Origin of the sequence: Psychrobacter sp. (assembly GCF_030454045.1) — a bacterium.
Classification (GTDB): Bacteria; Pseudomonadota; Gammaproteobacteria; order Pseudomonadales; family Moraxellaceae; genus Psychrobacter.
The window spans coordinates 16,563-40,346 of the sequence record NZ_JAKDJE010000022.1 but is presented as its reverse complement, the minus strand read 5'-3'; the positions used below and the strand labels follow the sequence as shown (position 1 = coordinate 40,346).

General features: G+C 43.4%; 21 protein-coding genes. 20 read left to right on the top strand and 1 reads right to left on the bottom strand.

The genetic code is table 11. The annotated features are described in order from the left end of the window. The first annotated feature begins 171 nt into the window (after positions 1-171). From L0G63_RS06125 to L0G63_RS06040, 18 genes are all read left to right on the top strand, one after another. Positions 172-1,380 carry a lipocalin family protein gene (locus L0G63_RS06125; RefSeq protein ID WP_301449841.1) on the top strand — a complete coding sequence of 403 codons (1,209 nt, stop codon included), beginning with the start codon at positions 172-174 and terminating at the stop codon, positions 1,378-1,380. Positions 1,381-1,732: 352 nt separating this feature from the next. Further along, positions 1,733-3,175 (top strand): glyceraldehyde-3-phosphate dehydrogenase, encoded by a 1,443-nt coding sequence (locus L0G63_RS06120; protein ID WP_301449840.1) that lies wholly within the window; start codon positions 1,733-1,735, stop codon positions 3,173-3,175. Positions 3,176-3,460: 285 nt separating this feature from the next. Next, complete coding sequence (gene cgtA / locus L0G63_RS06115; RefSeq protein ID WP_301449839.1) at positions 3,461-4,666, top strand: Obg family GTPase CgtA; 1,206 nt, start codon at positions 3,461-3,463, stop codon at positions 4,664-4,666. Positions 4,667-4,742: 76 nt separating this feature from the next. After that, complete coding sequence (proB, locus tag L0G63_RS06110) at positions 4,743-5,915, top strand: glutamate 5-kinase (RefSeq protein ID WP_301449838.1); 1,173 nt, start codon at positions 4,743-4,745, stop codon at positions 5,913-5,915. Positions 5,916-6,118: 203 nt separating this feature from the next. Further along, entirely contained in the window at positions 6,119-7,255 is a 1,137-nt protein-coding gene (hemE, locus tag L0G63_RS06105) for a uroporphyrinogen decarboxylase (RefSeq protein WP_301449837.1), read from the top strand. A gap of 141 nt (positions 7,256-7,396) precedes the next feature. Next, entirely contained in the window at positions 7,397-8,464 is a 1,068-nt protein-coding gene (gene argC, locus L0G63_RS06100; protein WP_301449836.1) for an N-acetyl-gamma-glutamyl-phosphate reductase, read from the top strand. Positions 8,465-8,567: 103 nt separating this feature from the next. Further along, entirely contained in the window at positions 8,568-9,437 is an 870-nt protein-coding gene (locus L0G63_RS06095) for a hypothetical protein (RefSeq protein WP_301449835.1), read from the top strand. A 166-nt stretch (positions 9,438-9,603) separates the two neighbouring features. Further along, positions 9,604-10,002: an ATP-dependent Clp protease adaptor ClpS gene (locus L0G63_RS06090; protein WP_301449834.1), complete on the top strand. Its 399-nt coding sequence runs from the start codon at positions 9,604-9,606 to the stop codon at positions 10,000-10,002. A gap of 595 nt (positions 10,003-10,597) precedes the next feature. Continuing rightward, positions 10,598-13,144, top strand: a complete 2,547-nt coding sequence (gene clpA, locus L0G63_RS06085; RefSeq protein ID WP_301449833.1) for an ATP-dependent Clp protease ATP-binding subunit ClpA — start codon at positions 10,598-10,600, stop codon at positions 13,142-13,144. Between the two features lie 168 nt (positions 13,145-13,312). Then, a complete protein-coding gene (locus tag L0G63_RS06080) occupies positions 13,313-14,050 on the top strand; it encodes a uracil-DNA glycosylase (protein WP_301449832.1) in 738 nt (245 codons plus the stop codon). A gap of 81 nt (positions 14,051-14,131) precedes the next feature. Next, positions 14,132-14,632, top strand: coding sequence for a tRNA adenosine(34) deaminase TadA (tadA, locus tag L0G63_RS06075; protein WP_301449843.1), 501 nt, complete (start codon positions 14,132-14,134; stop codon positions 14,630-14,632). Between the two features lie 179 nt (positions 14,633-14,811). Beyond that, on the top strand, positions 14,812-15,579 hold the full coding sequence (gene cmk / locus L0G63_RS06070; RefSeq protein ID WP_301449831.1) for a (d)CMP kinase: 768 nt from the start codon (positions 14,812-14,814) through the stop codon (positions 15,577-15,579). Positions 15,580-15,867: 288 nt separating this feature from the next. Continuing rightward, complete coding sequence (gene rpsA, locus L0G63_RS06065) at positions 15,868-17,556, top strand: 30S ribosomal protein S1 (protein WP_301449830.1); 1,689 nt, start codon at positions 15,868-15,870, stop codon at positions 17,554-17,556. 320 nt (positions 17,557-17,876) lie between these two features. Next, positions 17,877-18,182 (top strand): integration host factor subunit beta, encoded by a 306-nt coding sequence (locus tag L0G63_RS06060; RefSeq protein WP_058024195.1) that lies wholly within the window; start codon positions 17,877-17,879, stop codon positions 18,180-18,182. 57 nt (positions 18,183-18,239) lie between these two features. Continuing rightward, positions 18,240-18,641: a lipopolysaccharide assembly protein LapA domain-containing protein gene (locus L0G63_RS06055; RefSeq protein ID WP_301449829.1), complete on the top strand. Its 402-nt coding sequence runs from the start codon at positions 18,240-18,242 to the stop codon at positions 18,639-18,641. Positions 18,642-18,720: 79 nt separating this feature from the next. Beyond that, the gene (gene pyrF / locus L0G63_RS06050) at positions 18,721-19,419 is read left to right on the top strand and encodes an orotidine-5'-phosphate decarboxylase (protein ID WP_301449828.1); all 699 of its coding nucleotides are present in this window, start codon (positions 18,721-18,723) and stop codon (positions 19,417-19,419) included. Positions 19,420-19,633: 214 nt separating this feature from the next. Further along, positions 19,634-20,431 (top strand): metallophosphoesterase, encoded by a 798-nt coding sequence (locus L0G63_RS06045; RefSeq protein WP_301449827.1) that lies wholly within the window; start codon positions 19,634-19,636, stop codon positions 20,429-20,431. A 154-nt stretch (positions 20,432-20,585) separates the two neighbouring features. Next, on the top strand, positions 20,586-21,422 hold the full coding sequence (locus L0G63_RS06040; protein WP_301449826.1) for a histidine phosphatase family protein: 837 nt from the start codon (positions 20,586-20,588) through the stop codon (positions 21,420-21,422). 218 nt (positions 21,423-21,640) lie between these two features. Here the strand turns inward: L0G63_RS06040 and rpsT are convergent, their stop codons facing one another. Continuing rightward, the gene (gene rpsT, locus L0G63_RS06035; protein WP_071003512.1) at positions 21,641-21,907 is read right to left on the bottom strand and encodes a 30S ribosomal protein S20; all 267 of its coding nucleotides are present in this window, start codon (positions 21,905-21,907) and stop codon (positions 21,641-21,643) included. A 464-nt stretch (positions 21,908-22,371) separates the two neighbouring features. Here rpsT and L0G63_RS06030 point away from each other — a divergent pair, with 464 nt between their 5' ends. Next, positions 22,372-23,073 (top strand): NAD-dependent epimerase/dehydratase family protein, encoded by a 702-nt coding sequence (locus tag L0G63_RS06030; RefSeq protein ID WP_301449825.1) that lies wholly within the window; start codon positions 22,372-22,374, stop codon positions 23,071-23,073. A 96-nt stretch (positions 23,074-23,169) separates the two neighbouring features. Then, complete coding sequence (rraA, locus tag L0G63_RS06025) at positions 23,170-23,685, top strand: ribonuclease E activity regulator RraA (RefSeq protein ID WP_301449842.1); 516 nt, start codon at positions 23,170-23,172, stop codon at positions 23,683-23,685. The last annotated feature ends 99 nt before the right edge of the window (positions 23,686-23,784 follow it).

The window sequence follows — 23,784 nt, the reverse complement described above, 5'->3', positions numbered from 1 at the left end:
TAAGGTGTTGCTTATTTTTTTCAATGTTTTCTCAATTCTATACAGCCCCTAATAAAAAATTGTTGGTAGCAGTACAATTCGAGATTGGGTCAACAAGCCTTTTTGGAATCAAATTCATTTAAATAACGCTGATGAAGAATTTTAACAATCATTATTAATAACGGTATCCCTATGAAAACCAATAAGTTACCTGAGTCAGCATGGACTGACTCACAGGCGGCTGGTTCTCAATCTCAGCAGCCTATACAGCCAAACAGTTATAACGATGGTCGTCATGCGCAACAAACAATAAATGCCAGTAATGATGCGAACTATAGCCATAAAAAACTGAGCAATGAAAACCTAAAAAGCGAATATTCACCTCATCTGGCAGAAGCTATGCCTTCACAAGACAGCTATTTTGGATACAAAAGTGCTGGAAGACGTGGTACCAAGGCAAAAGAGTCTACTATGAATAACGCTAAAGCGAATCAAGATGTAGAAAGTCATCATAAAGACAAATTCGATGCTGCTAATGGTTATGAGCGCCCTGTAATGTTGAATCAAAACGAGCCATTGGTATCTAAGCTTGTAGATGATCAGGTCGGTAACATACAAGACAGCTCTCAAACTATTGATATAGCATCCGCCCATATTGACTCATCATATAAAGACATACCGGAGCGTATATTTATGAATGGACTTATTAAGCATACCGGCATTGCGTTAGCGATTATCATACCGCTTGCCGCGTTCTCAGCCTATGCAGCGACGCAACCGGATAATATGACGGCAGCCAACACCAAGCAGCAGGCTAACACGACACAAGCCAATACAGCGAATGATAAAACGACGACAGAAATGCTGTCTGTCAAGCCAAGTGATATTATTTATAAATCTGCAAGTACGCCAACGACAGTAGACAGTGTCGATCTCAATGAATACGCTGGGACATGGTATGAGATTGGACGTCTACCTATGTATTTCCAGCGCAAATGTGCAGGCGATGTCACGGCAAACTATACGCAAAAGACCGATGGGTCAGGCATTGTCGTCACTAACAAATGCGTGAGCGAGGATGGTTCAGGTATCACGGCAGAAGGTTTGGCTAAGCCAGTCGATGAAAGTGGTAGCAAACTAAAAGTGACGTTCTTACCGAAGTGGATTCGCTGGGTACCAGTGGGCCGCGCCGATTATTGGGTACTGGCACGTGATGCGGATTATAAAACAGCTTTGGTCGGCACGCCTGACAAAGAGTATCTCTGGCTTTTGGCCCGTTCGCCAAATATCAGTCAACAGACTTATGCAAAATATCGGCAGATTGCCCAGCAACAAGGCTATGATCTAAAAGAGTTTAAGCTGACCTCACAAACCGATCAAAGTGTGAACTTGGTGCCTTGAGTTTTTAGCAGCTGAATTAGCGTTTTGTGAAGCGCTACATCATAATCAGATAATTAATGACGTAAATATTTTGTTCAACACGCCCTAAACAAATGAAAATAAAGCAGCCTTATGTGCTGTTTTATTTTTATCTTTATATATCTTGACGAGGCCTAATAAAAGCCAGCCGCTCGGTTACTACTGGCAAAATTAGACGTTTTAGGCTAAAATCTAGGCGATCTGAATACTCTGACGTCAAGAACTGATATTGATCGTGATTGATTATCATATTAGAGTCACCACTTAGAGCAGACACGACCTATCTTATTTATATTTCCTCATATTTTTCGATCATACATTACTGACCATAAGGATGTTTCTCGTGAGCAACGCTGATACCTTACGCCAATTACATCAAGACCACTTAAAGAACTACAACAATCAAGAGCAACAAGCCATTGAGCTGATGGGGCTATTGAACAAGCTCTACAACGAGCAAGATGTGCAAGTGACCTTGTTTGGTGAAACGTTAGATTCAACCTCAGTTGGTCAACTATTAGCGCTACATCAAAAAGCGGCATTACGTGATAACGGTGCTAAAGTCATTGATATTGCTGACACGTTGACAATGGTAAAAGTCATCGCCGAAAACAAAGAGATTCAAGCGACTCGTATTGATGTCGGACAATTGATTGCTAATGACACTGACGTACAGGCAGCGCTACAGTCTATTGACAATGCAGGTGCCATGAATGAAGCCGCCGATGTTGTGCTATATGGTTTTGGTCGTATCGGTCGTATCTTGACTCGTCTGCTATTATCTCAAGCATCAAGCGCCAAAGGTCTACAATTAAAAGCCATCGTGGTACGTCCAGCCGCTGCTGGCGATCTTGCTAAGCGTATCTCATTGCTTGAGCGTGACTCGATTCATGGTAGATTCTTAGGCGGCATCAGCATCGACGATGATAATAACGGCATGATCGTAAACGGTCGTTTTGTACAAGTTATCTACGCCAAAGACCCAAGTGAGATTGACTATACCGCTTATGGTATCAACGATGCACTTGTTATTGATAACACGGGTATTTGGAAAGATGAAGCAGGTCTTGGCAAGCATCTACAGTCTACTGGCGTGAAAAAGGTTCTATTGACTGCTCCTGCTGGTGGCGAGATCAAAAACGTGGTTTATGGTGTGAACAATGACACTGTTGGTGATGACACAATCGTAAGTGCTGCGAGCTGTACCACCAATGCCATTACCCCGACATTAAACGTACTAAATGACGAATACGGTATCGAAAACGGTCATGTAGAAACCATTCACTCATTTACCAATGATCAAAACTTGGTAGATAACTATCATAAAGCGGATCGCCGTGGTCGTAGTGCGGTGATGAACATGGTTATCACCAGTACTGGCGCGGCAAAAGCAGTGGGCAAAGCGCTCCCAGAATTGAGTGGTAAATTGACTGGTAACGCCATTCGTGTACCAACCCCTAATGTCAGTTTGGCCATCTTGAATTTGAATCTAAAGACAGCACCAGAAAGTGCTGATGCATTGAACGAGTTCTTACGTAAGATTGCTAATAGCAGCGCGTGGCAGTCGCAAATTGCTTATACTGATTCTACAGAAGCGGTATCTACTGACTTTGTTGGTACCACTCATGTCGGTATCGTTGATGCTCAAGCGACCATTTTGACTGACAACCATGCCATCGTCTATGTTTGGTATGATAATGAAGTTGGCTATAGTACTCAGGTATTACGTCTGGCGACGCAGATGGCAGGAATCAGCTATACTCAGGTTCCAGCGTAACCCTAGAATACGTGCACAATAAAGTCATCTCAAACACATAGAAATAGTAACGTCTTAAAAATAGCGCTACATTAGACGTGATTTTTCATGGTTTGGTATCACTTTAACTGTCATACTTAAACACCCGATAGTCCGATTGATTATCGGGTGTTGTTGTCATAATGGGCATGACGTAACATAGCTTCTATAGATTGCTCATTTTGTCAGAACGATATAGCAAAACCTCAAAATACAACCGCTGGTTGTCACCAGTCATAGACTGGATTGTGAATTAAGGAACGTAAGATGCGATTTATTGATGAAGCCGTCGTAACGGTAAAAGCAGGTGACGGTGGTAACGGAATCGCCAGTTTTCGCCGAGAAAAATATGTCCCACGTGGTGGACCGGATGGTGGCGATGGTGGCAAGGGCGGAGATATTTATGTCATTGCAGAGGACAACACCAACACTCTAGTTGACTATCGCTATACGCGTCGTCATGATGCCATGCGCGCTGAGAACGGTCATAGCAGAAACTGCTCAGGCAAAGGATCAGATGATTTGTATTTACCAGTACCAGTTGGTACAACGGTCGTGGATACCGAAACTGATGAAGTACTCGGTGATTTGATTGAAATTGGCCAGACGCTATTAGTCGCCAAAGGTGGTGACGGTGGTCTTGGCAATACCCATTTTAAAAGCTCGACCAACCAAGCACCGCGTAAAGCCACGTCTGGTTTTGAAGGTGAGTTAAAGGTTCTTAAATTTGAGCTAAAAGTAGTGGCTGACGTTGGCTTGATTGGCTTGCCTAACGCGGGTAAGTCGACCTTTATCCGTCAAGTCTCTGCCGCCAAACCAAAAGTTGCTGATTATCCGTTCACAACACTTGTGCCAAACTTGGGCGTTGTCGATATTGGTCGTCATCGCTCTTTTGTCATGGCAGATATTCCCGGTCTTATTGAAGGCGCATCAGAAGGCGCAGGTCTTGGTATTCGCTTCTTAAAACATGTTGCACGTACCCGTCGTCTGTTACATTTGGTGGATGTTAAGCCTGTCGATGGCAGTGATCCAGTCGAGAACGCCCGCGTTATTTTGAATGAACTTGAGCGTTTTTCGCCTGAACTTGCCAACTTGCCACAAATTTTGGTATTGAACAAAATTGATCAGGTCAATGACGAAGATTTAAATGCGCTTTGTACACACATCGTGGCAGAGCTTGGTTGGACAGGTATGGTATTTCGCACAGCAACCCTGACTGGTGAAGGTGTTGATGCGGTAAAGTATCATTTAATGAACGATATTGAGCTTGAGCGCGAGCGCGAAATAGAAGATCCTATCTTTGCTGAAGCACAAAAAGAGCGCTTTGAGCGTTTAGAGGCCGAAGTGCGTCTCAACACTGAAGCCCAGCGTGAAGCGTATCGCGCTGCTAAAAAAGCAGCACGTGAAGGTTTGGACTCGTCTGATTATAATGACGATGACGATGATGGCGTAGAAGTCATGTACGTCCCTTAAGCTAGAATGCTTAAGTAGTGATACTTGAATGGTGAATCAAATACACACAATCAATTGATATGAAAAAGGAGTTTATATGGCAGGTGACATAGCAAACACGACCGAAGAGGCAAGATTTATCAAACAATCTCGTAACTTTGATATTCAGCGCGTTATTGTCAAGATTGGCTCATCATTGTTGACAAATAATGGACGAGGGCTGGATCGTACTGCCATATATGAATGGGCAAAGCAGATTGCTAAGCTGCATAAAAGAGGCGTTGAAGTGCTGCTGGTATCGTCAGGTGCTGTTGCAGAAGGGGTGGTCCGTATGGATCTTGAGGAGCGCCCTAAAAAACTTGCTGCACTACAAGCCTGTGCTTCTATTGGTCAGATGGGGTTGATTGAAACGTGGTGGTCGGCGTTAATCCAACATGGTATCCAAAGCTCACAGCTACTATTGACTCATGATGACCTATCCAACCGCAGTCGTTATCTTAACACCACAGGGGCACTGACGCAGTTACTAGAGTGGCGTGTCCTACCGGTTATTAACGAAAATGACACCATCACCATCGATGAGATCAAATTCGGTGATAATGACACGTTGGGTGCGATGGCAGCAGCGATGGTCAATGCTGATTTGTATATTATCCTAACGGATCAAGAAGGTGTGTTCACTGATAACCCACGTGACAATCCTGATGCTAAGATGATTCGTCAAGAACGTGCCATGGCAGATTATTTATTTGATATCGCAGGTGACGGTGGCAAGCTTGGACGCGGTGGTATGTTAACCAAAATCCGTGCTGGTCGTCTTGCTGCAATGGGTGGTTGTCCTACTGTGATTGTGAGCGGTGCTATCGACGATGTGATCACTCGTGTTGTCTCAGGTGAGGCAGTCGGTACATTATTGACCACCAACGAAGAAGATAAAATCATTGCTCGCAAACAATGGCTGGCCGCGCACCTACGTATGTCAGGTAGCTTGGTCGTTGATGCAGGTGCCGCAAAAGCATTGACTGAACACAACAGAAGCCTGCTACCTGTGGGCGTTGTAGAAGTTCGTGGTGGCTTTGATGAAGGTGATGTGGTAGAAATTGTCCATCAAGATACAGGCGAGCGTATAGCAGTTGGTCAGGTAAATTTCTCATCGCATGAGGCGCACCGTGTTGCTCGCGAACGTACAGAGAAGTTTGACAAAATCTTCGGTAGTAACGAAGATCGTGTGGTGATGGTACATCGTGATAATCTTGCGATAACTGTATAACGTATTCATGATATAGCACAGCTGTTGCTTTTATAGCTTATCTATGATTTTAGGTAAGCTATAAAAGGCTATTGAGATTTGCTTCAAGCTTCAGCAAGGTTGTTTATACTTTATAAATATTTATTATTACTTTATTTAACCTATTTTATCCAGCGCAGTATCCATGAGTAGTATGGATACTGCGTTGTTTTGGAGATTTGTACATGAGTGCTTCAGACAAGAGTGACTCGATTCAGCAGCAATTTGCACCACTAAAAAATGACAGACTGTTGCGTGCATTACGCTTTGAACCTATCGATACCACGCCAGTATGGATGATGCGTCAAGCTGGTCGATACTTGCCAGAGTATAAGGCCACTCGCGCTGAAGCAGGTGATTTTATGAGCCTTTGTAAAGACACGGCTCGTGCCACTGAAGTGACGCTCCAACCATTACGTCGTTATGACTTAGATGCCGCGATCTTATTTAGTGACATCTTGACCATTCCTGATGCCCTGGGATTGGGTTTGTATTTTGAGGCTGGCGAAGGCCCTAAATTCAAGTACCCAATTCGCAAGCAGGCGGATCTCGATAGACTGCCAGTTCTTGAGCCGAATGATTCACTCGATTATGTGATGCGTGCTGTAACCAGTATCCGCACGGCACTAAATGGTCAAGTACCATTGTTTGGATTTTCTGGTAGCCCGTGGACGCTCGCGACGTATATGATAGAAGGGGGTAGTTCAAAGGATTATCGTTATACCAAAGGCTTTTTGTATAGCGATCCCAGCTTTTTACATCAGTTATTAGATAAGCTTGCGACTTCGGTCATTGACTATCTCGATGCACAAATTGTGGCCGGAGCTCAGATCGTACAAATATTTGACAGTTGGGGCGGGGCGCTTGGTCATCGTCAATTTATCGAGTTTTCGCACAATTACAACAAGCGTATCGTGGCTGAACTAAAGCAACGCCATCCACAAGTACCAGTGGTATTATTTACCAAAGGTGGCGGGTTATGGCTTGATATTCAGGCTGATAGTGAAGCTGACGTTTTAGGTTTAGATTGGACGATGCCGCTTGACCGCGCGCGTCAAGTACTGACTGAGAGTCAGCGCGAGTTAACCAAAAAGCATAAGAAGCTACAAAGCAGCAAAGCCATTCAAGGCAATTTAGATCCGGCAACGTTATACGGATCACCCGCCACTATCCGCTCTGAAGTGAATGCGATGCTTGATCGCGCCTATGCTAATGGCGAAAAAACTGGCTACATTGCAAACTTAGGTCATGGTATTACCCAGTGGGTGAATCCTGACAATGCCAAAGTCTTTGTTGATGCGGTACATGACTACAAGATCTAAAAGCCACGGTATTTAAAGCTATGGTATTCAGAGACGGTAGGATTGACAGACTGGTTTTATGTCTATATGGCTTTGTAAGCTAGATAAAAATATAGAATTTATTAGATATAACGAGTGCTTACTAAGAATAAGGGATAATTTATGATTTCAGCAGCGATTGTCGGTGGTACAGGTTACACAGGTATTGAGCTTATTCGCTTGTTATCTGCTCATCCTGAAGTATCTATTGATTTGTTAACTTCTCGTAGCGAAGCGGGCACACGTGCTGATGAAATATTTCCAAGCTTACGCGGTATCTCAGATATTGTTTTTAGTGACTTAGGTGATAATACGCTTGCGGCGCTGCAAGAGTGTGATGTGGTATTTTTTGCAACGCCTCATGGGGTTGCGATGAAACAAGCAGAAGCGCTGACCCAAGCGGGCGTAAAAGTGATCGACTTGGCTGCTGATTTTCGTTTGCAGTCATTGACTGAGTTTGAGCACTGGTACAAGCAGTCGCATGCCTGCCCTGAGTTATTAAAGACAGCGGTTTATGGGTTGCCTGAAGTTACTCGAGACAAGCTTTCAAGCGCTTTGTTAGTAGGTAACCCTGGCTGCTATCCAACCACGGCGATCTTGGGTTTAAAACCTGTGATCGAAGCACAAAATGAGCAAGCAGAAAGACTGGTTGAATCTCGCATTGTCATCGATGCCAAATCTGGTGTATCGGGTGCTGGTCGTCAAGCATCAATCGCCCTCAATTATGCGGAAACTACGGATAATTTTAAAGCCTATAGTGTAGAAGGTCATCGCCACTTGCCTGAGATTGAGCAGGGGGTTGCGCAATTACTAGGCAGCCAGTTTACCCATCGCATTCGCTTTTTACCGCACTTAGTGCCTATGATACGCGGTATGCTGAGCTCGATTCACATGGAGCTGACCGATGCAGGTGTGGCTATTGATTGGCAGCAGGCATTTGAAAATACTTATGCGTCAGAAGGGTTTGTTGATGTGATGCCTAGGGGTATTTATCCAGATACGCGTAGTGTTCGAGCAAGTAATCGTCTACGTATCGCAGTACATCAAGACAACGAGCGTGCTGAACTAACGGTCATTGTGGTGCAAGACAATTTGGTAAAAGGTGCCGCAGGGCAAGCTGTCCAGAATATGAATGTGATGTTCGGCTTTGATGAATCGATGGGACTGAATTTTGCACCCATCGTACCTTAATACTGGCTTTTTTGCCGCTAAGTCATTCATATTTATGGTACTAGGTATTGATTATAAATTCCGCTATAATAAGTTGCCCTTACTCTTAAGAGATACCACATAGATGCGTGTTAAGTTTGAACAACGCCGTTTTACAAAGTCAGCACGTCTGCCGTGCCAGAAGTCTATTCTATATGGTATGGGTTGCAATGAGCTTTCCATCAACAATAGCTATGGATCTACAAGTCGTATTGGCAGTACCCAGCAGGGCACGTCTACCTTGGTGTTGGCACTGTTTGTAGTGGCAGTGCTGGTAACGGCTGTGGCTGGGTTGGTATTTGGTCATAAGCTTGGTTATCAGCGTGGATCTCATTCGATGGAAGCACAGGCTAAGCAAGCAATTATCGATGGGACTGAAGCGACAAAAGCGCTAGAAGATTTGCGTCTTAGTAATAAAATCGCGACCAATCAAGCCGCGACAGCCAAGCAGGAGCTTGCCATCAGCCTTGCAAACTTGAAAGAGCTGCGTGAAAATCAACAAGCCCTGACGGTAGAAAACAGGCAAATTTCACAGCTCAACGACATATATGCTGATGTGATTACTGAAAAAGGTGGTATGCCTCTACAGGTCTTGGGTGCCAAGATTGAGCCACTGCCTGAAGATGCTTTTGAGTACGGTTTTGATATTGGGATGCTGAGCGCTGATGGTCAAGCCAAACGACTCAAGCCAACATTGACCCTACTCAATAATGATGACCTTGTAGAGGTGCCTTTAGATCCTGCAAGTTATGCAATTGAGGGTATCGTGCGTATACGAGGTCGCTTTATGATGCCATCAGGCTTCAAGTCTCTACAAGCAAAGCTCAGCTTGCAAGCTGGCGGACAGGAAGTGGAGCAGTTGTATGATTGGAAGCTCGGTGACAGAGTCGATAACGTGCTACCATCACTTCTAGACTTACCTGAAATCGATGAAAGCCCGATTGTTACTGAGTAACCGTGTATCTTAATAAAAATCGAACAGTGATGACTCAGTCTTATATGAAGCACAGTGGGTAAACCCAAAGAAAAACTGTGCTTCATGTTGAGTATTATTGCCCGCCTAGACAACCTCTTTTCTTCTAAACTTACCTTATAATTATATTTTGATTATGATGAAAAAAATGATATCACAAACCGCGCCAACTGCTGCTGATTGGCACTTTCCAAGTATGCCAGCATATCGTGCACAAGACGGCGATACTGATAATGAAACGTCACCGCAAGCAGACGTGTTGGTTGCAGAGCCAGAAGTGGCTAAGCCGCCTATGTACGCGGTCGTTATGTACAATGACAACTATACACCTATGGAGTTTGTTGTTTATATCTTACAGTCAGAATTCCGCCATAGTATGGATGCCGCGGTTGAAATTATGCTAACGATCCATAACAGCAGTAAAGGTATTGCGGGCATCTATCCCAAAGACATCGCTGAGACGAAGGCCAAAAAGGTCAATAGTTTGGCACATAGAGAAGGTTACCCGCTATTGACTCAGATCGAGCCTCATCAAGGAGAACAATGAGCGGTATCTGTGTTCATTAGTAACCTTCAAAACTTCATTAATCGCTTTTCATGCTTATCTCTTCGTTACAAGTAGCTCACTTTTATAGTGAGCTATCTATTATCAACACCCCGTTCTAAATGCTTTTCTCAAAAGTTACATAGCATAGCTGTGTTTGCAAAATATAGCCATCTTATTGCTCCTATGATCTTGATTTTATTATCATATATCCTTATATATTAATCAGACTCCTCAATAATCTTTAAAACTGTCCAATCGCTCACTATTCATATCCGCGTTTATCTCATCATCACTTTTACACGCCCTGTTACGTACTCATAGCATGCTTTGATACATTTTAGTCTGTGTTAATAGATTGACTCTGTCGAATTATCGTGTTGATATAAAGAAAAGCGACTATGAATTATTACAATCACTGCTAACGGGTCGATAGGCTACCGTATTCATAAAATACTCTTTGGTACAAATGATGTATCTACGATTTTTAATAATATGAATCTAACCCTTGAACAATTGCACGACCGCCCTGATTTATTTATTAACTCATTCATAAAACTATCAATTATAAAGATAGATATAACCGTAGGAAGTTGTTATGTTAAGTCGTCATCTTGAAGTTTCTCTACGTTTAGCAATGACGCTTGCGCGCCAAAAATCGCATGAGTATCTTACTGTTGAACATTTATTATTGGCGCTATTAGAAAATACACACGCTGCCAATACCCTGACTGCCTGTAATGCCAATGTATCGGCACTGCGTACTGAGCTTGAAGCGTATATTAATAAGCACACGCCAACTGTTGATGCAGATACAGAGCAGTCACCGCAGCCAACGCAAAGTTTTGATCGCATCTTGCAACGCGCTATTTTTCATGTGCAGTCTATAGGTGGTGGTCGATTGGTAGAAGGCTCTGATATTTTGGTTTCTATGTTTTCAGAGCATGATACTTATGCCGTTTATCTGCTTAAAAAACAGGGTATTAGCCGTCTTGAGCTGACCCAATATTTATCGCATGGTCAGGATAAAGAAGAGCCATCTGAGCAGCGTGCTTCTATGACTCGTGAGCGCCGCAGTGCGTCTGAAAAAACCAGCAAAGATCCACTGGTTGAGTTTGCAACCAATTTAAATCAGCGTGCTGCTGAAGGCGAAACAGATCCACTCATTGGCCGCGCTTCTGAAATTGAACGCGCCGCTCAAGTTTTATGTCGCCGCCGCAAAAATAATCCGTTATTGGTGGGTGAGCCTGGCGTTGGTAAAACCTCTATCGCTGAAGGTTTGGCGTGGTTGATTATCAACGACAAAGCACCAAAACCTCTTAATGGTTGCGTGATTTATAGCCTTGATATTGGCTCGCTTATTGCTGGGACGAAATATCGTGGTGATTTTGAAAAGCGTATGAAATCGCTTCTTGATGCGCTTAAGAAAAAGCCCAATGCTATTTTATTTATTGATGAGATTCATATGATCATTGGCGCAGGGTCGTCAATGAGCAGCAACATGGACGTATCTAACCTTATCAAACCTGCCTTGGCTAATGGTGAGCTGCGCTGCATTGGTTCAACGACCTTTACTGAATATCGTCAAGTGTTTGAAAAAGACCATGCACTATCGCGTCGTTTCCAAAAAATCGATGTAAGAGAGCCAAGTGTGGATGATACCGTCGATATCTTGCGTGGCCTCAAGCCTCGCTACGAAGAGTTTCATAATGTGGAATACACGGATGAGGCATTAGTGACCGCTGTACAGTTATCAGCCAAGCACATTCATGAGCGTTTTTTACCCGATAAAGCCATTGATGTGATCGATGAGGCAGGTGCGTACAAACGTCTGGGTGTGGTACCTGATGTAGAGGATATTGAAGCTGAAGAGAGCTTTATTGCAGATTTAGAGCAGGATTTTGATACTCAGATTGATGCTGATGATGAAGGGCTCGATGATGATGCAGACAGCGATAATGAGATGCAGGACGAAGCAGAGACGGCGAAGGCAAACGACCGTGCTCAGTCTGCCGATGGCCTAAAATCTGCTAAAGCACAAAAGCCACCGATGAAAATCGATGTCGCTGATATCGAAGCCATTATCGCTAAACTGGCACGCATTCCGCCCAAATCGGTATCGAGTGATGACAAGAGCATTCTTGAGCACTTGGATCGTGATCTTAAGCACTTAGTGTTTGGTCAAGATGAAGCGATTGCCACGCTTGCTGATGCAATTAAACTGTCTCGTGCAGGACTAAAAGCACCAGATAAGCCGATTGGCTCATTTATGTTTGCAGGGCCGACAGGGGTGGGTAAAACGGAGGTCTCTCGTCAATTGGCCAATCTGTTGGGTGTAGAGCTGGTACGCTTTGATATGTCAGAGTACATGGAAGCGCACACAGCATCACGTCTGATCGGTGCGCCTCCGGGCTACGTTGGTTACGATCAAGGTGGATTGTTGACTGAAAAGATCAATCAACATCCGCATTGCGTACTGCTACTTGATGAGATTGAAAAAGCGCATCCTGATGTCTTCAACTTGCTATTGCAGGTGATGGATCATGGTACATTGACTGATAACAATGGCCGTGTGGCGATCTTTAAACAAGTCATTATCATTATGACGACCAACGTTGGTGCTGATAGTATCAGTCGTTCTTCTATGGGCTTCACCCAGCAAGATCATAGCCGCGATAACACTGAGGCGCTCAAGCGCGTCTTTACGCCAGAGTTCCGAAATCGTTTGGACGCAATCATTCAGTTCAATCCGCTAGATACTTCAGTGGTTGTGTCAGTTGTTGACAAGTTCTTGGTTGAGCTACAAGTACAGCTTGATGATAAGCAAGTGACATTAGAGATTGATGATGATGTGCGTGATTATTTGGCTGACAAAGGCTATGATCGCCTCATGGGTGCACGTCCAATGCAGCGCCTCATCCAAGATGAGATCAAAAAACCATTGGCAAGTATGATTTTATTCGGTGACTTGGTGAATGGCGGCGTCGTTCATTTGACCTTGGCGCCTAAAGCCGACGATACGCAAGACAGTGATACAGTGAAGTTAGATAAGTCTTCGCAAAAAGGTTCACCTGATAGTCGGATTGTTTTGACTGTGGTCGAGACTCATGAGCCACGTTCAGACTCTGAGTCAGTGGCTAGCTAAAATATTCAGTTTGAATACAAGATTAACGGCTACCGTAGCACTACGGTAGCCGTTTTTTTATTGCTATAATTCATCAACAAGATTTACATGATTTTTTGTTAGTATTGATTTTTCAAATAGGCCAATCACTGAGCCATCATGTCATAACAAATATAAAAAGGATGTACTATGGAGCTGTTTGACGAGCAGACAACCAAAACGCCAGAACAAAAACAAGCTATTTTAGACAATGTTCGCCTACCAGAAGACTGGAAGATGGCCCTCGCAGATGAATTGACGTCTGACAACATGGACAACCTGCGTGCATTTCTAAAAGAAGCCTATCAGTCTGATGATAGTATTTACCCGCCTGCGCCACTCATGTTCAATGCGCTTAACCTCACGCCTTTATCGCAAGTTAAGGTCGTTATTTTGGGTCAGGATCCGTATCATCGCCCAGGACAGGCAATGGGCTTGTCATTCTCTGTTCCCAAATCTATTCCTAAACCGCCATCATTGAACAATTTGCTCAAGGAGATGGCAGATGATATCGGTATTCGTCCTTCAGCGCATGGGGATCTGACCTACTGGGCAGAGCAGGGTGTTTTGTTACTCAATAGCTCTTTGACGGTCAAAGAAGGCGAGCCGAACAGTCACCAAAACAAAGGTTGGGAGCAGTTCACTGACGCGGTGATTGACGCAGTCAATGAGCAGACAGAACACACGGTATTTATATTGTGGGGCAGTAAAGCGCAGAAAAAAGGGAAGTATATTGATACTGATAAGCATCTTATTTTAACGGCAGTGCATCCTTCTCCTCTGGCTGCCAACCGTGGTGGATTTTTTGGGACAAAGCCATTTTCCAAAACCAATGATTATCTGGTGCAGTATGGCCGAACGCCCATTGACTGGCAGCTACCGCAATAAATGCTAAATATGATGAAGACAACTTTAGCGCCTTATTTGTCAGCGGCGAGCGACTCAGCAAGTATACCTTTTGCCCAGCTTATGTTTTGGTCGCTATCAGATGTTCAATGGATGCAAAAGGCTCTTAGACTAGCGAGCCAAGGCGCTGATGTCGGTGAGGTGCCAGTAGGTGCTGTATTGGTACACGATCAGCAGATCATTGGGCAGGGTTTCAATCAACCGATTGGCGGTCATGATGCGACGGCACATGCTGAGATAGTCGCATTAAGAGAGGCGTGTCAGCGTCTACAGAATTATCGATTGCCACTACAGACAACTTTGTACGTGACACTAGAGCCTTGTACGATGTGTATTGGTGCGCTTATTCATGCGCGTGTCGATAGGCTCGTATACGCGGCAAGTGAGCCACGTGCTGGTATGGTGGGTAGTCAAATGGACTTGTCCATGCAGTCTTTTTATAATCATAACATTCGCGTGTATAAAGGGCTGTGCGGCGAGATGAGCAGTCAATTGCTCAAGAGGTTCTTTCGTGAGCGGCGGCGATTAGCGAAACAGAATAAAAAATTACTTGAGATAAAGTGATTAATAAACAAGATATTAGTCTTGGCGCTAGTGATAGCAGTGATTTTTTGCTATAATATTGCCCTATTTGACAGCGACACTCTGTGTAGGTGATTAAGTACCTGATATATCGTCACATATTGCTTCATTGCTCTTTTATAATAAGCCCCACAAGTAACAATCACTATTGAGTAAGTATTATGACCGTTTTTGCAGCTGATAATGATCTACTCAATAAAAATGAGAGCGAAGGTCGCTCAGCACGATATCCTGTTATTTGTATTGATGGGCCTAGCGGAGCAGGTAAAGGCACAGTCACATGGCGCTTAGCTCAAGTATTGGGGTATCAGTTATTAGACTCTGGAGCGTTATATAGAATTGTCGGACTCAAAGCATTTAAGGCGGGATTGATAACTACGGATGCCAGCCAACCAATCGATGAGTCGGCGGTCTTAGCGCTTACTAAGAGCTTAAAGATAGCTTTTGTCCCAAATAATGAGTCAGGGCGCGTAGATATCATCGTAAATGGACAAGCGGTAGGTGAGCAAGTACGCAATGAGACAGTCGGCGGATATGCTTCACAAATCGCGGTGTTTCCAACAGTTCGTCAAGCGCTGCTTACGTTGCAACAAGATATGGCGACACGCTCAGGGCTTGTCGCTGATGGTCGTGACATGGGAACCGTTGTATTCCCAGATGCCGATGTGAAAGTATATTTGACGGCGAGCGCGGAAGCGCGTGCTGAGCGCCGCGTTATTCAGCTGACTAATGCTGGACAAACAGCAGATTTTGAAGCGATCTTAGCGACCATTAAAGAGCGCGACGATCGGGATGAAAACCGCAGTACGGCGCCTTCAAAACCTGCAGCAGATGCATTGTTACTTGATAGCTCTGACCTTGATGCTGATGCTGTGTATAAACAAGTGAAAAAACACTGTCAAGATCGCGGTGTTTTTTTTAATAGTTAATAAAAACAACATATTGACTACTAAAAATTTTCCTAAAAGGGTTGTTTTTGATGTAAAATTAGTTGGTTGAAGATTGAGTTTTTTCGGGTAAAGTAGCGAATGAGCTTTAGTCATAAAGACTCATTGAGTTAAGACAGTTGTTGCTAGTAAATTTGATGGTACTTTTATTAACAACAAACGTTTTTTTACATGATGGTATAAGATATAAAACCAGTATCTCGTTTTATACTGTCATAAATTTGATCCGTACTGTGCTGGACAGGATACGGCTATACAAAGGTAGACATAATGGAATCATTTGCTGAACTATTTGAAGCGAGCATTGAAGAGCAGGGTCTGGATATCGAGCGTGGCTCGGTTATTACAGGTGCTGTTGTGGCCATCGATAGCGATTGGATCACAGTAGATACTGGTCTTAAATCTGAAGGTATCGTCGCTCGTGAAGAGTTTTTAAGCGAAGAAGGCGAACTTGAAGTTGAAGTTGGCGATAGCGTTGATGTCGTAGTGGAAGCGGTTGATAACGGCATGGGTCAAACCTTGCTGTCACGTGAAAAAGCTAAACGTGTTGAAACTTGGAACTTCCTTGAAAAAATCGCTGATAACGATGAAATCGTAAAAGGCATTATCTCAAGCAAAGTTAAAGGTGGTTTCACTGTAGATATCGGTTCAGTACGCGCTTTCTTACCAGGTTCATTGGTAGATGTACGTCCTATCCGTGATACGACTCATCTTGAAGGCAAAGAGCTAGAATTCAAAGTCATCAAACTTGACCAAAAACGCAACAACGTTGTTGTTAGCCGCCGTGCAGTAATGGAAGCTGAAAACTCAGCTGAGCGCGAAGAGCTATTGAACAAGCTTGAAGAAGGCATCGAGATCGAAGGTATCGTTAAGAACCTTACTGATTACGGCGCATTCGTTGATCTAGGTGGTATTGATGGTCTATTGCACATCACTGACATGGCATGGCGCCGTATCAAGCACCCATCTGAAGTTGTTGAAGTTGGCCAAGACCTAAAAGTTAAAGTATTGAAGTTTGACCGTGAGCGTAATCGCGTAAGCCTAGGTCTAAAACAACTTGGTACTGATCCTTGGGACAACGTTGGCGGTACTTACCCAGTGGGTAGTGTGGTTAAAGCTCGCGTAACCAACCTAACTGATTATGGTTGTTTTGCTGAGATTTCTGAAGGTATTGAAGGTCTAGTACACGTATCAGAAATGGATCATACCAACAAGAACATCCACCCATCTAAAGTGGTTCAAGTGGGCGACGAAGTTGAAGTAATGATCCTTGATATCGACGAAGAACGTCGTCGTATCAGCCTAGGTATCAAACAAACTTTAGCTAACCCATGGGATGAGTTTGATAAAAAACATGAGCGCGGTGATAAAATCACTGGTACGATCAAATCAATCACTGACTTCGGTATCTTTATCGGTCTAGACGGTGGTATTGATGGTCTGGTTCATCTATCTGATATCTCTTGGAACGAAACTGGCGAAGACGCTATCCGTAACTACAACAAAGGCGACACTGTAGAAGCTATGGTATTGTCTGTAGATGCAGAAGCTAACCGTATTAGCCTTGGCATTAAGCAGTTAAGCTCTGATCCATTCAACGAGTACTTGGTTGGTAATGACCGCGGTGCTATCGTTAATGGTAAAGTAAAAGAAGTCGACGCTAAAGGCGCTACTATCGAACTTGCTGACGAAGTTGAAGCTTATCTACGCGCTTCTGAAATCCAGCGTGATCGCGTTGAAGATGCAACTAAGCATCTATCTGTCGGTGACGACGTTGAAGCGAAAATCATCAGTGTTGATCGTAAAACACGCAACATCAACTTGTCTATCAAAGCGAAAGACGAAGCTGAAGAGCGTCAAGCGATTAAAGATCTTGGTAGCACGAACACCACTGCAGCAGCAGGTTCTGATGCACAGCCAAAAACGATTGGTGATTTGATCAAAGAGCAAATGCGATAATTTGCAAGTTGTTGATATAAAAACAATAAAAAAAGCGACTTAGGTCGCTTTTTTTATGATTGAATTTCGATATTGGTGATAATAGGTGAGGTTTTTGGCTAAATGACCAAACTCTTATTCCTATTTACCCCAATATCCGTTATCATTTGCAACATTGAGTAACGTGATTTGAGCTGCGGTGTTTGTAGAGTGACGATATAACTTTAATAATTATATTTATTTAGTACCAGATAAAATCATTTGGCTATTTAAGGTGTTACAAAGAACACTGTCTTGACTCATGATCAGTTTATCCATTAATCGATAAGGCAAGCGTAATAATGCAGCAAGCAATTAATAAATCCGAATTTATCAGTAATCTAAGTGCCAACTGTGACAACATGGCAGACACCATCGTTGATGATGCCGTTCGTGAAATATTAAATTTGATGACCCACACGTTGGCGAATGATGGTAGAGTCGAGGTTCGTGGATTTGGCAGTTTCTGCCTACACCATCGCCGTGCTCGAGTTGGACGCAATCCTAAGACAGGTGAGAGCGTTCCCGTTCCTGCTAAAGCTATTCCACATTTCAAGCCAGGTAAAGCGTTGCGTGAAGCCGTCAATGACAAAGTAGCTCATAGCTAATATCTATTAATAACTGATTGATTAAAATTTATCATTCCAAACTAAGGTAATTGTCTCATGCGCTTTTTATTATTTGTGTTGTTATTCTTGAGCTTTGCTTACTCGCTCGGTTTGGTATTGGCAAATAATACCGAGGTCGGGGTCAATTTACTGTTCTCGCAAGCACCAACGATGAACTTGGGTCTACTGCTTATTCTGTGCTTAATACTAGGTATTATTATTGGTATCTTATTGGCATTGCTGATATTCCGTGTGTTACAGAACAAATGGGAAATCTCACGTTTACAAAAGGCAAATGCAAATCTACAAGAGCAATTGAATCAAGCCAATGTGGTGATTGACCGTCAGGCCAGTGCGCCAACCGTAGAGGAGGCTGTCTATGGTGCCAGATCGATTGATATGCAAGACACTACAGACACACATCTAAATGAAGGTGGTACGTTGTCTAAGCGCAAGTGAGATTAAATTGCTCGGCCATAGAAATGGTTGTTGATTTTGAAAATACAGTGCTCTAATAATTCTGATATGCGGCAAAACCATGAATAATATGATTAACTCTCCAGTCATTGTTGCTTTAGACAATATGACTTTGCAAGCTTCCTTGGCCTTAGCGGACCAATTGGATCCAGCGTTATGCCGGCTCAAAGTGGGCAAAGAGCTATTTACACGCTGTGGTCCTGATATTGTAAAGGCACTGCATCAGCGTAACTTTGAGGTATTCTTAGATCTGAAGTTTCATGATATTCCTAACACCACTGCCCAGGCAGTATTGGCAGCAGCTGATCTTGGGGTATGGATGGTCAATGTTCATGCTAGTGCAGGTCTAGAGGCTATGTCCTTGGCAAAACAACGTTTGCTAGATAATAACCTTGATACATTCCTCATCGCAGTGACTGTATTGACCTCTATGGACAGCGAAGCATTACTGCAAACGGGCATTACTGATCGCTTAGATGCTCAGGTGAGCCGACTGGCACAGCTGACTAAGCAGGCTGGGCTAGATGGGGTAGTGTGCTCTGCTCAAGAAGCGAAAACGCTTAAAGCGTTATGCGGTCAAGATTTTAAATTGGTCACGCCTGGTATCCGACTAGCAGACGACAATACCGACGATCAAAAGCGTATCTGTACGCCAAGTCAAGCATTGTTAGATGGCTCTGATTATTTGGTGATTGGACGCTCAATCACTCAAGCCAAAAACCCTGCCGAGAAGCTAAATAGAATATTACAAAGCATTTAAGTTTTGATAGCAATACAATAAAAAAGACAGCCTAAATCGCTGTCTTTTTTTACTTTTTTCAGACAGAAAAAAGCTGTTACACTACCTGAGAGGTTTTATAAGTAGGCTGATCTGCAACCAATTATGCAGTCTATCAAAAGGAGTGCTGGCCTATTAAAATACGCTAACGTTACCGATTGGCTGATAATGATACTATTAGACGATATTGAATTATATGAAATTACAAATATTAAGTGACCTACATATTGATAGCTATGCCCGCCAGTCACATCCTATTGGGCATATTCCTAAAACGGATGCAGATATTGTACTGGTAGCAGGCGATACTGCCAATAGTGATAGAGGTATGCCATGGCTACAAGAGCAGGCAGCACGGTTGCAGGTTCCTCTTATTACGATCGCAGGTAATCATGAGTATTTCGATGAGGATGTACTCAGTTTCGATCAAAAGCTGATGACTTGGGACAATTATGATACCTCTTCTAATAAAGGGGTTCGTGTTTTGCAGTGTCAGCATATCGATATTGGTGACATACGAATATTAGGCTGCACACTGTGGACTGACTATCAGTATCATGCCAATGAAGATACCATGGCTGCTGCGATGCACTTTATGCGTGATTATAAGCAGATATATGCAGGTAAAGATATGTTCTCACCTGAGGTTTCTATGCAAATACATGCCACGCATCGCCAGTGGCTGCGACAGGCCCTAATCACAGCGAAAGAATTGGGTAAAAAAACCGTGGTGATGAGCCATCATAGTGTCAGTGCATTGTCTGTGTCTGAAAAATATGCCAATTTACCAAGTAATGCTGCGTTTGTTAGTGATTTGTCTGGGTGGATGCATGAGGACTGGGCACCGACTTTGTGGGTGCATGGTCATACCCATGAAGCATTCGATTATCGAATAGGTAATACGCGAGTGATTGTCAATCCTAGGGCTTATCCTAATGAGATTAGCAGTACGGCGTTGGCATTTGCGTGGGATAAAGTTATTGATATCGGTTAGTTGATGATCTATGTAGATAAGCCATGTTACTTATCTTCGCTTAGTTCTCTTAAAAACAAGCTCACTCCTTGTATGACAAGATATTTACAAGATATAGTGCAACTAGACTTGTCAGTTGTTCATTCCTATCAAAAAATCTGCTACGCTTGCTACCATGAGTAAATATCTTAATACCACCTTATCCAAATTATCTGCTGACAAGCTTGCCCGCCATACACCAAGCGCGCCTGCCCCCTCGCATTTGCCAGATAGTATGATTCCCTCGGTCAGCTTGTTGCCTGAAGACAAGCGGCTTATCTTATTCACCAGACACTCTTTGCGTGAGCGTTCTGATGGCAATGGATTTGCTAGTGAACAGTTGCCCTTGACGCCTAAAGGCCGTGTGTTGGCAAAATCATGGGGTCGCTGGCTGGCCGGGCATCTTCCATACTCGCTCGATGTTGATAGCATCTCGAGCCCGATTAAACGGTGTATTGATACCGCCCAGCTCATGCAGGAAGGGGCAGGGTTACAGCGTGATATCACACACCAGTCATTGTTGGTGGAGCCTGGTAGCCTCGTCACTGAGCCTGAAATAGCCAATCCTATATTTAAAGAAGTCGGCGTCTTAAACTTCATCAATCGTTTTTTGCAGGGCAATCTTGATGGCACTAAAAACACTTATCAAGGTGGCCTAGATCTCTTATCCCTTTTTTATCAGCATCAGCCTCAGCATGGTCATCTAATGCTGGCTGTCAGTCATGATACTTTGTTGTCTGCATTCTTAGCCGTGATGTTCGATGTGGAAGAGATCGATTGGAATGATTGGCCAAAAATGATGGAAGGGGTGTTTTTGTGGTTTGACGATACGCCATTCGGTCAAGCAAATGCGTATTTTATTTGGCGTGGGAAAGTATATACTCGGCCGATAAGCTCATTGCTCGAGGGCTATCGTGCCGCTGGCTTTCATCCGAGTAAGCTACTATTACCACCAGAAGTACAATGGAGATGATACGTCGAAAAACGGTCGCAGGTAAGCGCAAGCTTGCTACGTTATTTTGGTTTTGTGACCCTTCTAATAGCACATTAAATAACTATCCCCCAATATACTTTGAATCACAAGATACATATCGAGCAGGCATAAAAAAACCTTGCCCCAGTATGAGAACCAGTGGCAAGGTTTTAGTCATTATGCTATAGAAGCATAATGCGGTCTAGACAAGACAAATCTTAAGCTTGTAGGCCTTTGATTGTTTTGTTTAGGCGGCTCTTACGACGAGCAGCTTTATTCTTATGAATAATACCTTTGTCAGCCATACGATCAATAACTGGTACCGCTCTGTTGTAAGCTTCGGTAGCCGCGTCATAATCTTTAGCTTCGATAGCCGCATCAACACGTTTTAAGTAAGTACGAACCATAGAGCGTTGTGACGCAGAGTTCTGACGACGTTTGGTGTTTTGACGGGCGCGTTTACGAGCTTGTGCAGTATTAGCCACGCGTATCTCCTTGATAAAGACAGATAAAAATATGAATGTTGATTGCAATAATGGGTTTAACAATCATCGGTGACGAGCAGCCGTCTCGTCAAACATGATGTCGATGTCTAATATTAAAGTATCTAATATTAATGGATCATCGCAAGCGCCAGAACTGTTTGGAATAATTAAACAGCGTTGACGTGTAAAGCCGATTATCTTAGCAAATTATTGCACTAAGGACAATATATTTGATGATCAATACCCAAAGAAGTAACGTAAACTTATAGAAGTGGACTCAATAGGGCATCTAATGCCCTGTCAGATACCAAAAGACATAGACAGCGGTTAAAATCTCTTACAATATATCCTACATAATAGCGTCAGTCATTCACGAATTTAGGTATGATATCCTAACGATAGACCTTGATATAGGTCATTTGTGATTAATATAGAATCTTTCATGTTATATAAGTGGATAGGGTATGCAGCGAAAAGCAATTGTGATTGGCGCAACAGGATTGGTAGGTCAGCATTTGATCAAACAGCTGAGTGAGCTCTATGATACATTGATTGTGATCGCTCGGCGCCCGCCACGTTATATCAATGCTAGTATGCGTTTTTATCAGCTCAATGACTTTGACAATCTCTCTGAAGTATTTGCAAGCATTGGTGCTGATCGAACCACCGATGCCTACAGCTGTCTTGGCACCACCAAAAAGCAGGCAGGTAGCGATGAAGCTTTTCGAAAGATAGATCACGATTATAACGTAAATTTTGCCAAGTTATGTCATGACAAAGGCGTAGAAAACTTTTTCTTACTCTCATCCATGAATGCTGATATTGATAGTCGGTTTTTGTACAATCAGGTCAAGGCAGAGACTGAGCAGTCTATTATGGCATTAGGCTTTGGACAGCTGGTGATATTTCGACCATCATTGTTATTAGGCAAGCATAAAGGGCGTCCACTTGAGAGCCTTGGGCAAAAAGCCTTTAAGCTTATCTCACCTTTAGTCTCTGAATCACTATCGTTACATCCGATCTCGGCAAAGCGCGTTGCTAGTGCGATGGCGATGAGTGCTCATGAGCTCTATCATCGCAGCAAATACCGTAGTGAGCCTCAGGCGGAGCATACAACTATCATTGAAAATAAACAGATGCTAGCGATGACTCGCGTGAAAAAATAAAGCATTATTTTTGAGTCAGGACTACAGCCAAGTATGACCATGTATTACAAGATTAAGCAGCTTAATCACTCATAATAAGGAGTAGAAATGATGGAGATGAATAAAGAGAACTTTGTCACATGTGATTTACTGGACGCCAATCCTGAATCGCAAGTATGCTTACCTAATATTGAAGGTAAGTCATTTCGTCGTTTTGGCGCAAAAAATAAGTTCTGCGGTGAGATTGTGACCGTCAAGTGTTTTGAAGACAATAGCCGCGTCAAATCACTATTGAATAGTGATGGCAAAGACAAAGCTGGCGATGGTAAGGTGTTGGTCGTCGATGGTGGCGGCTCTATGCGCTGTGCCTTGCTCGGCGATATGATTGCACAGTCAGCCATCGACAATGGCTGGGCGGGTGTTATCGTATACGGCTGTGTCCGAGATGTTGATGATATGGCAGCGATGGATATTGGCGTCATGGCACTTGGTTGTATCCCGCGCAAATCAACGCGCCGTGATGAAGGTCAAACGGATATCGAAATCAGCTTTGGTGATTTGACATTGAATTCAGGTATGTTTATCTACGCTGATAATAATGGCATTATCGCTAGTGACAAACCATTGCTTTAAGTATAAATTCACTGGTGTATATGAGAACCTCAGCTTATTAGTTGAGGTTTTTTATTGTGGGGCAGTGGTGATTATCGCTTAAGGGGACTTTCTGCAATG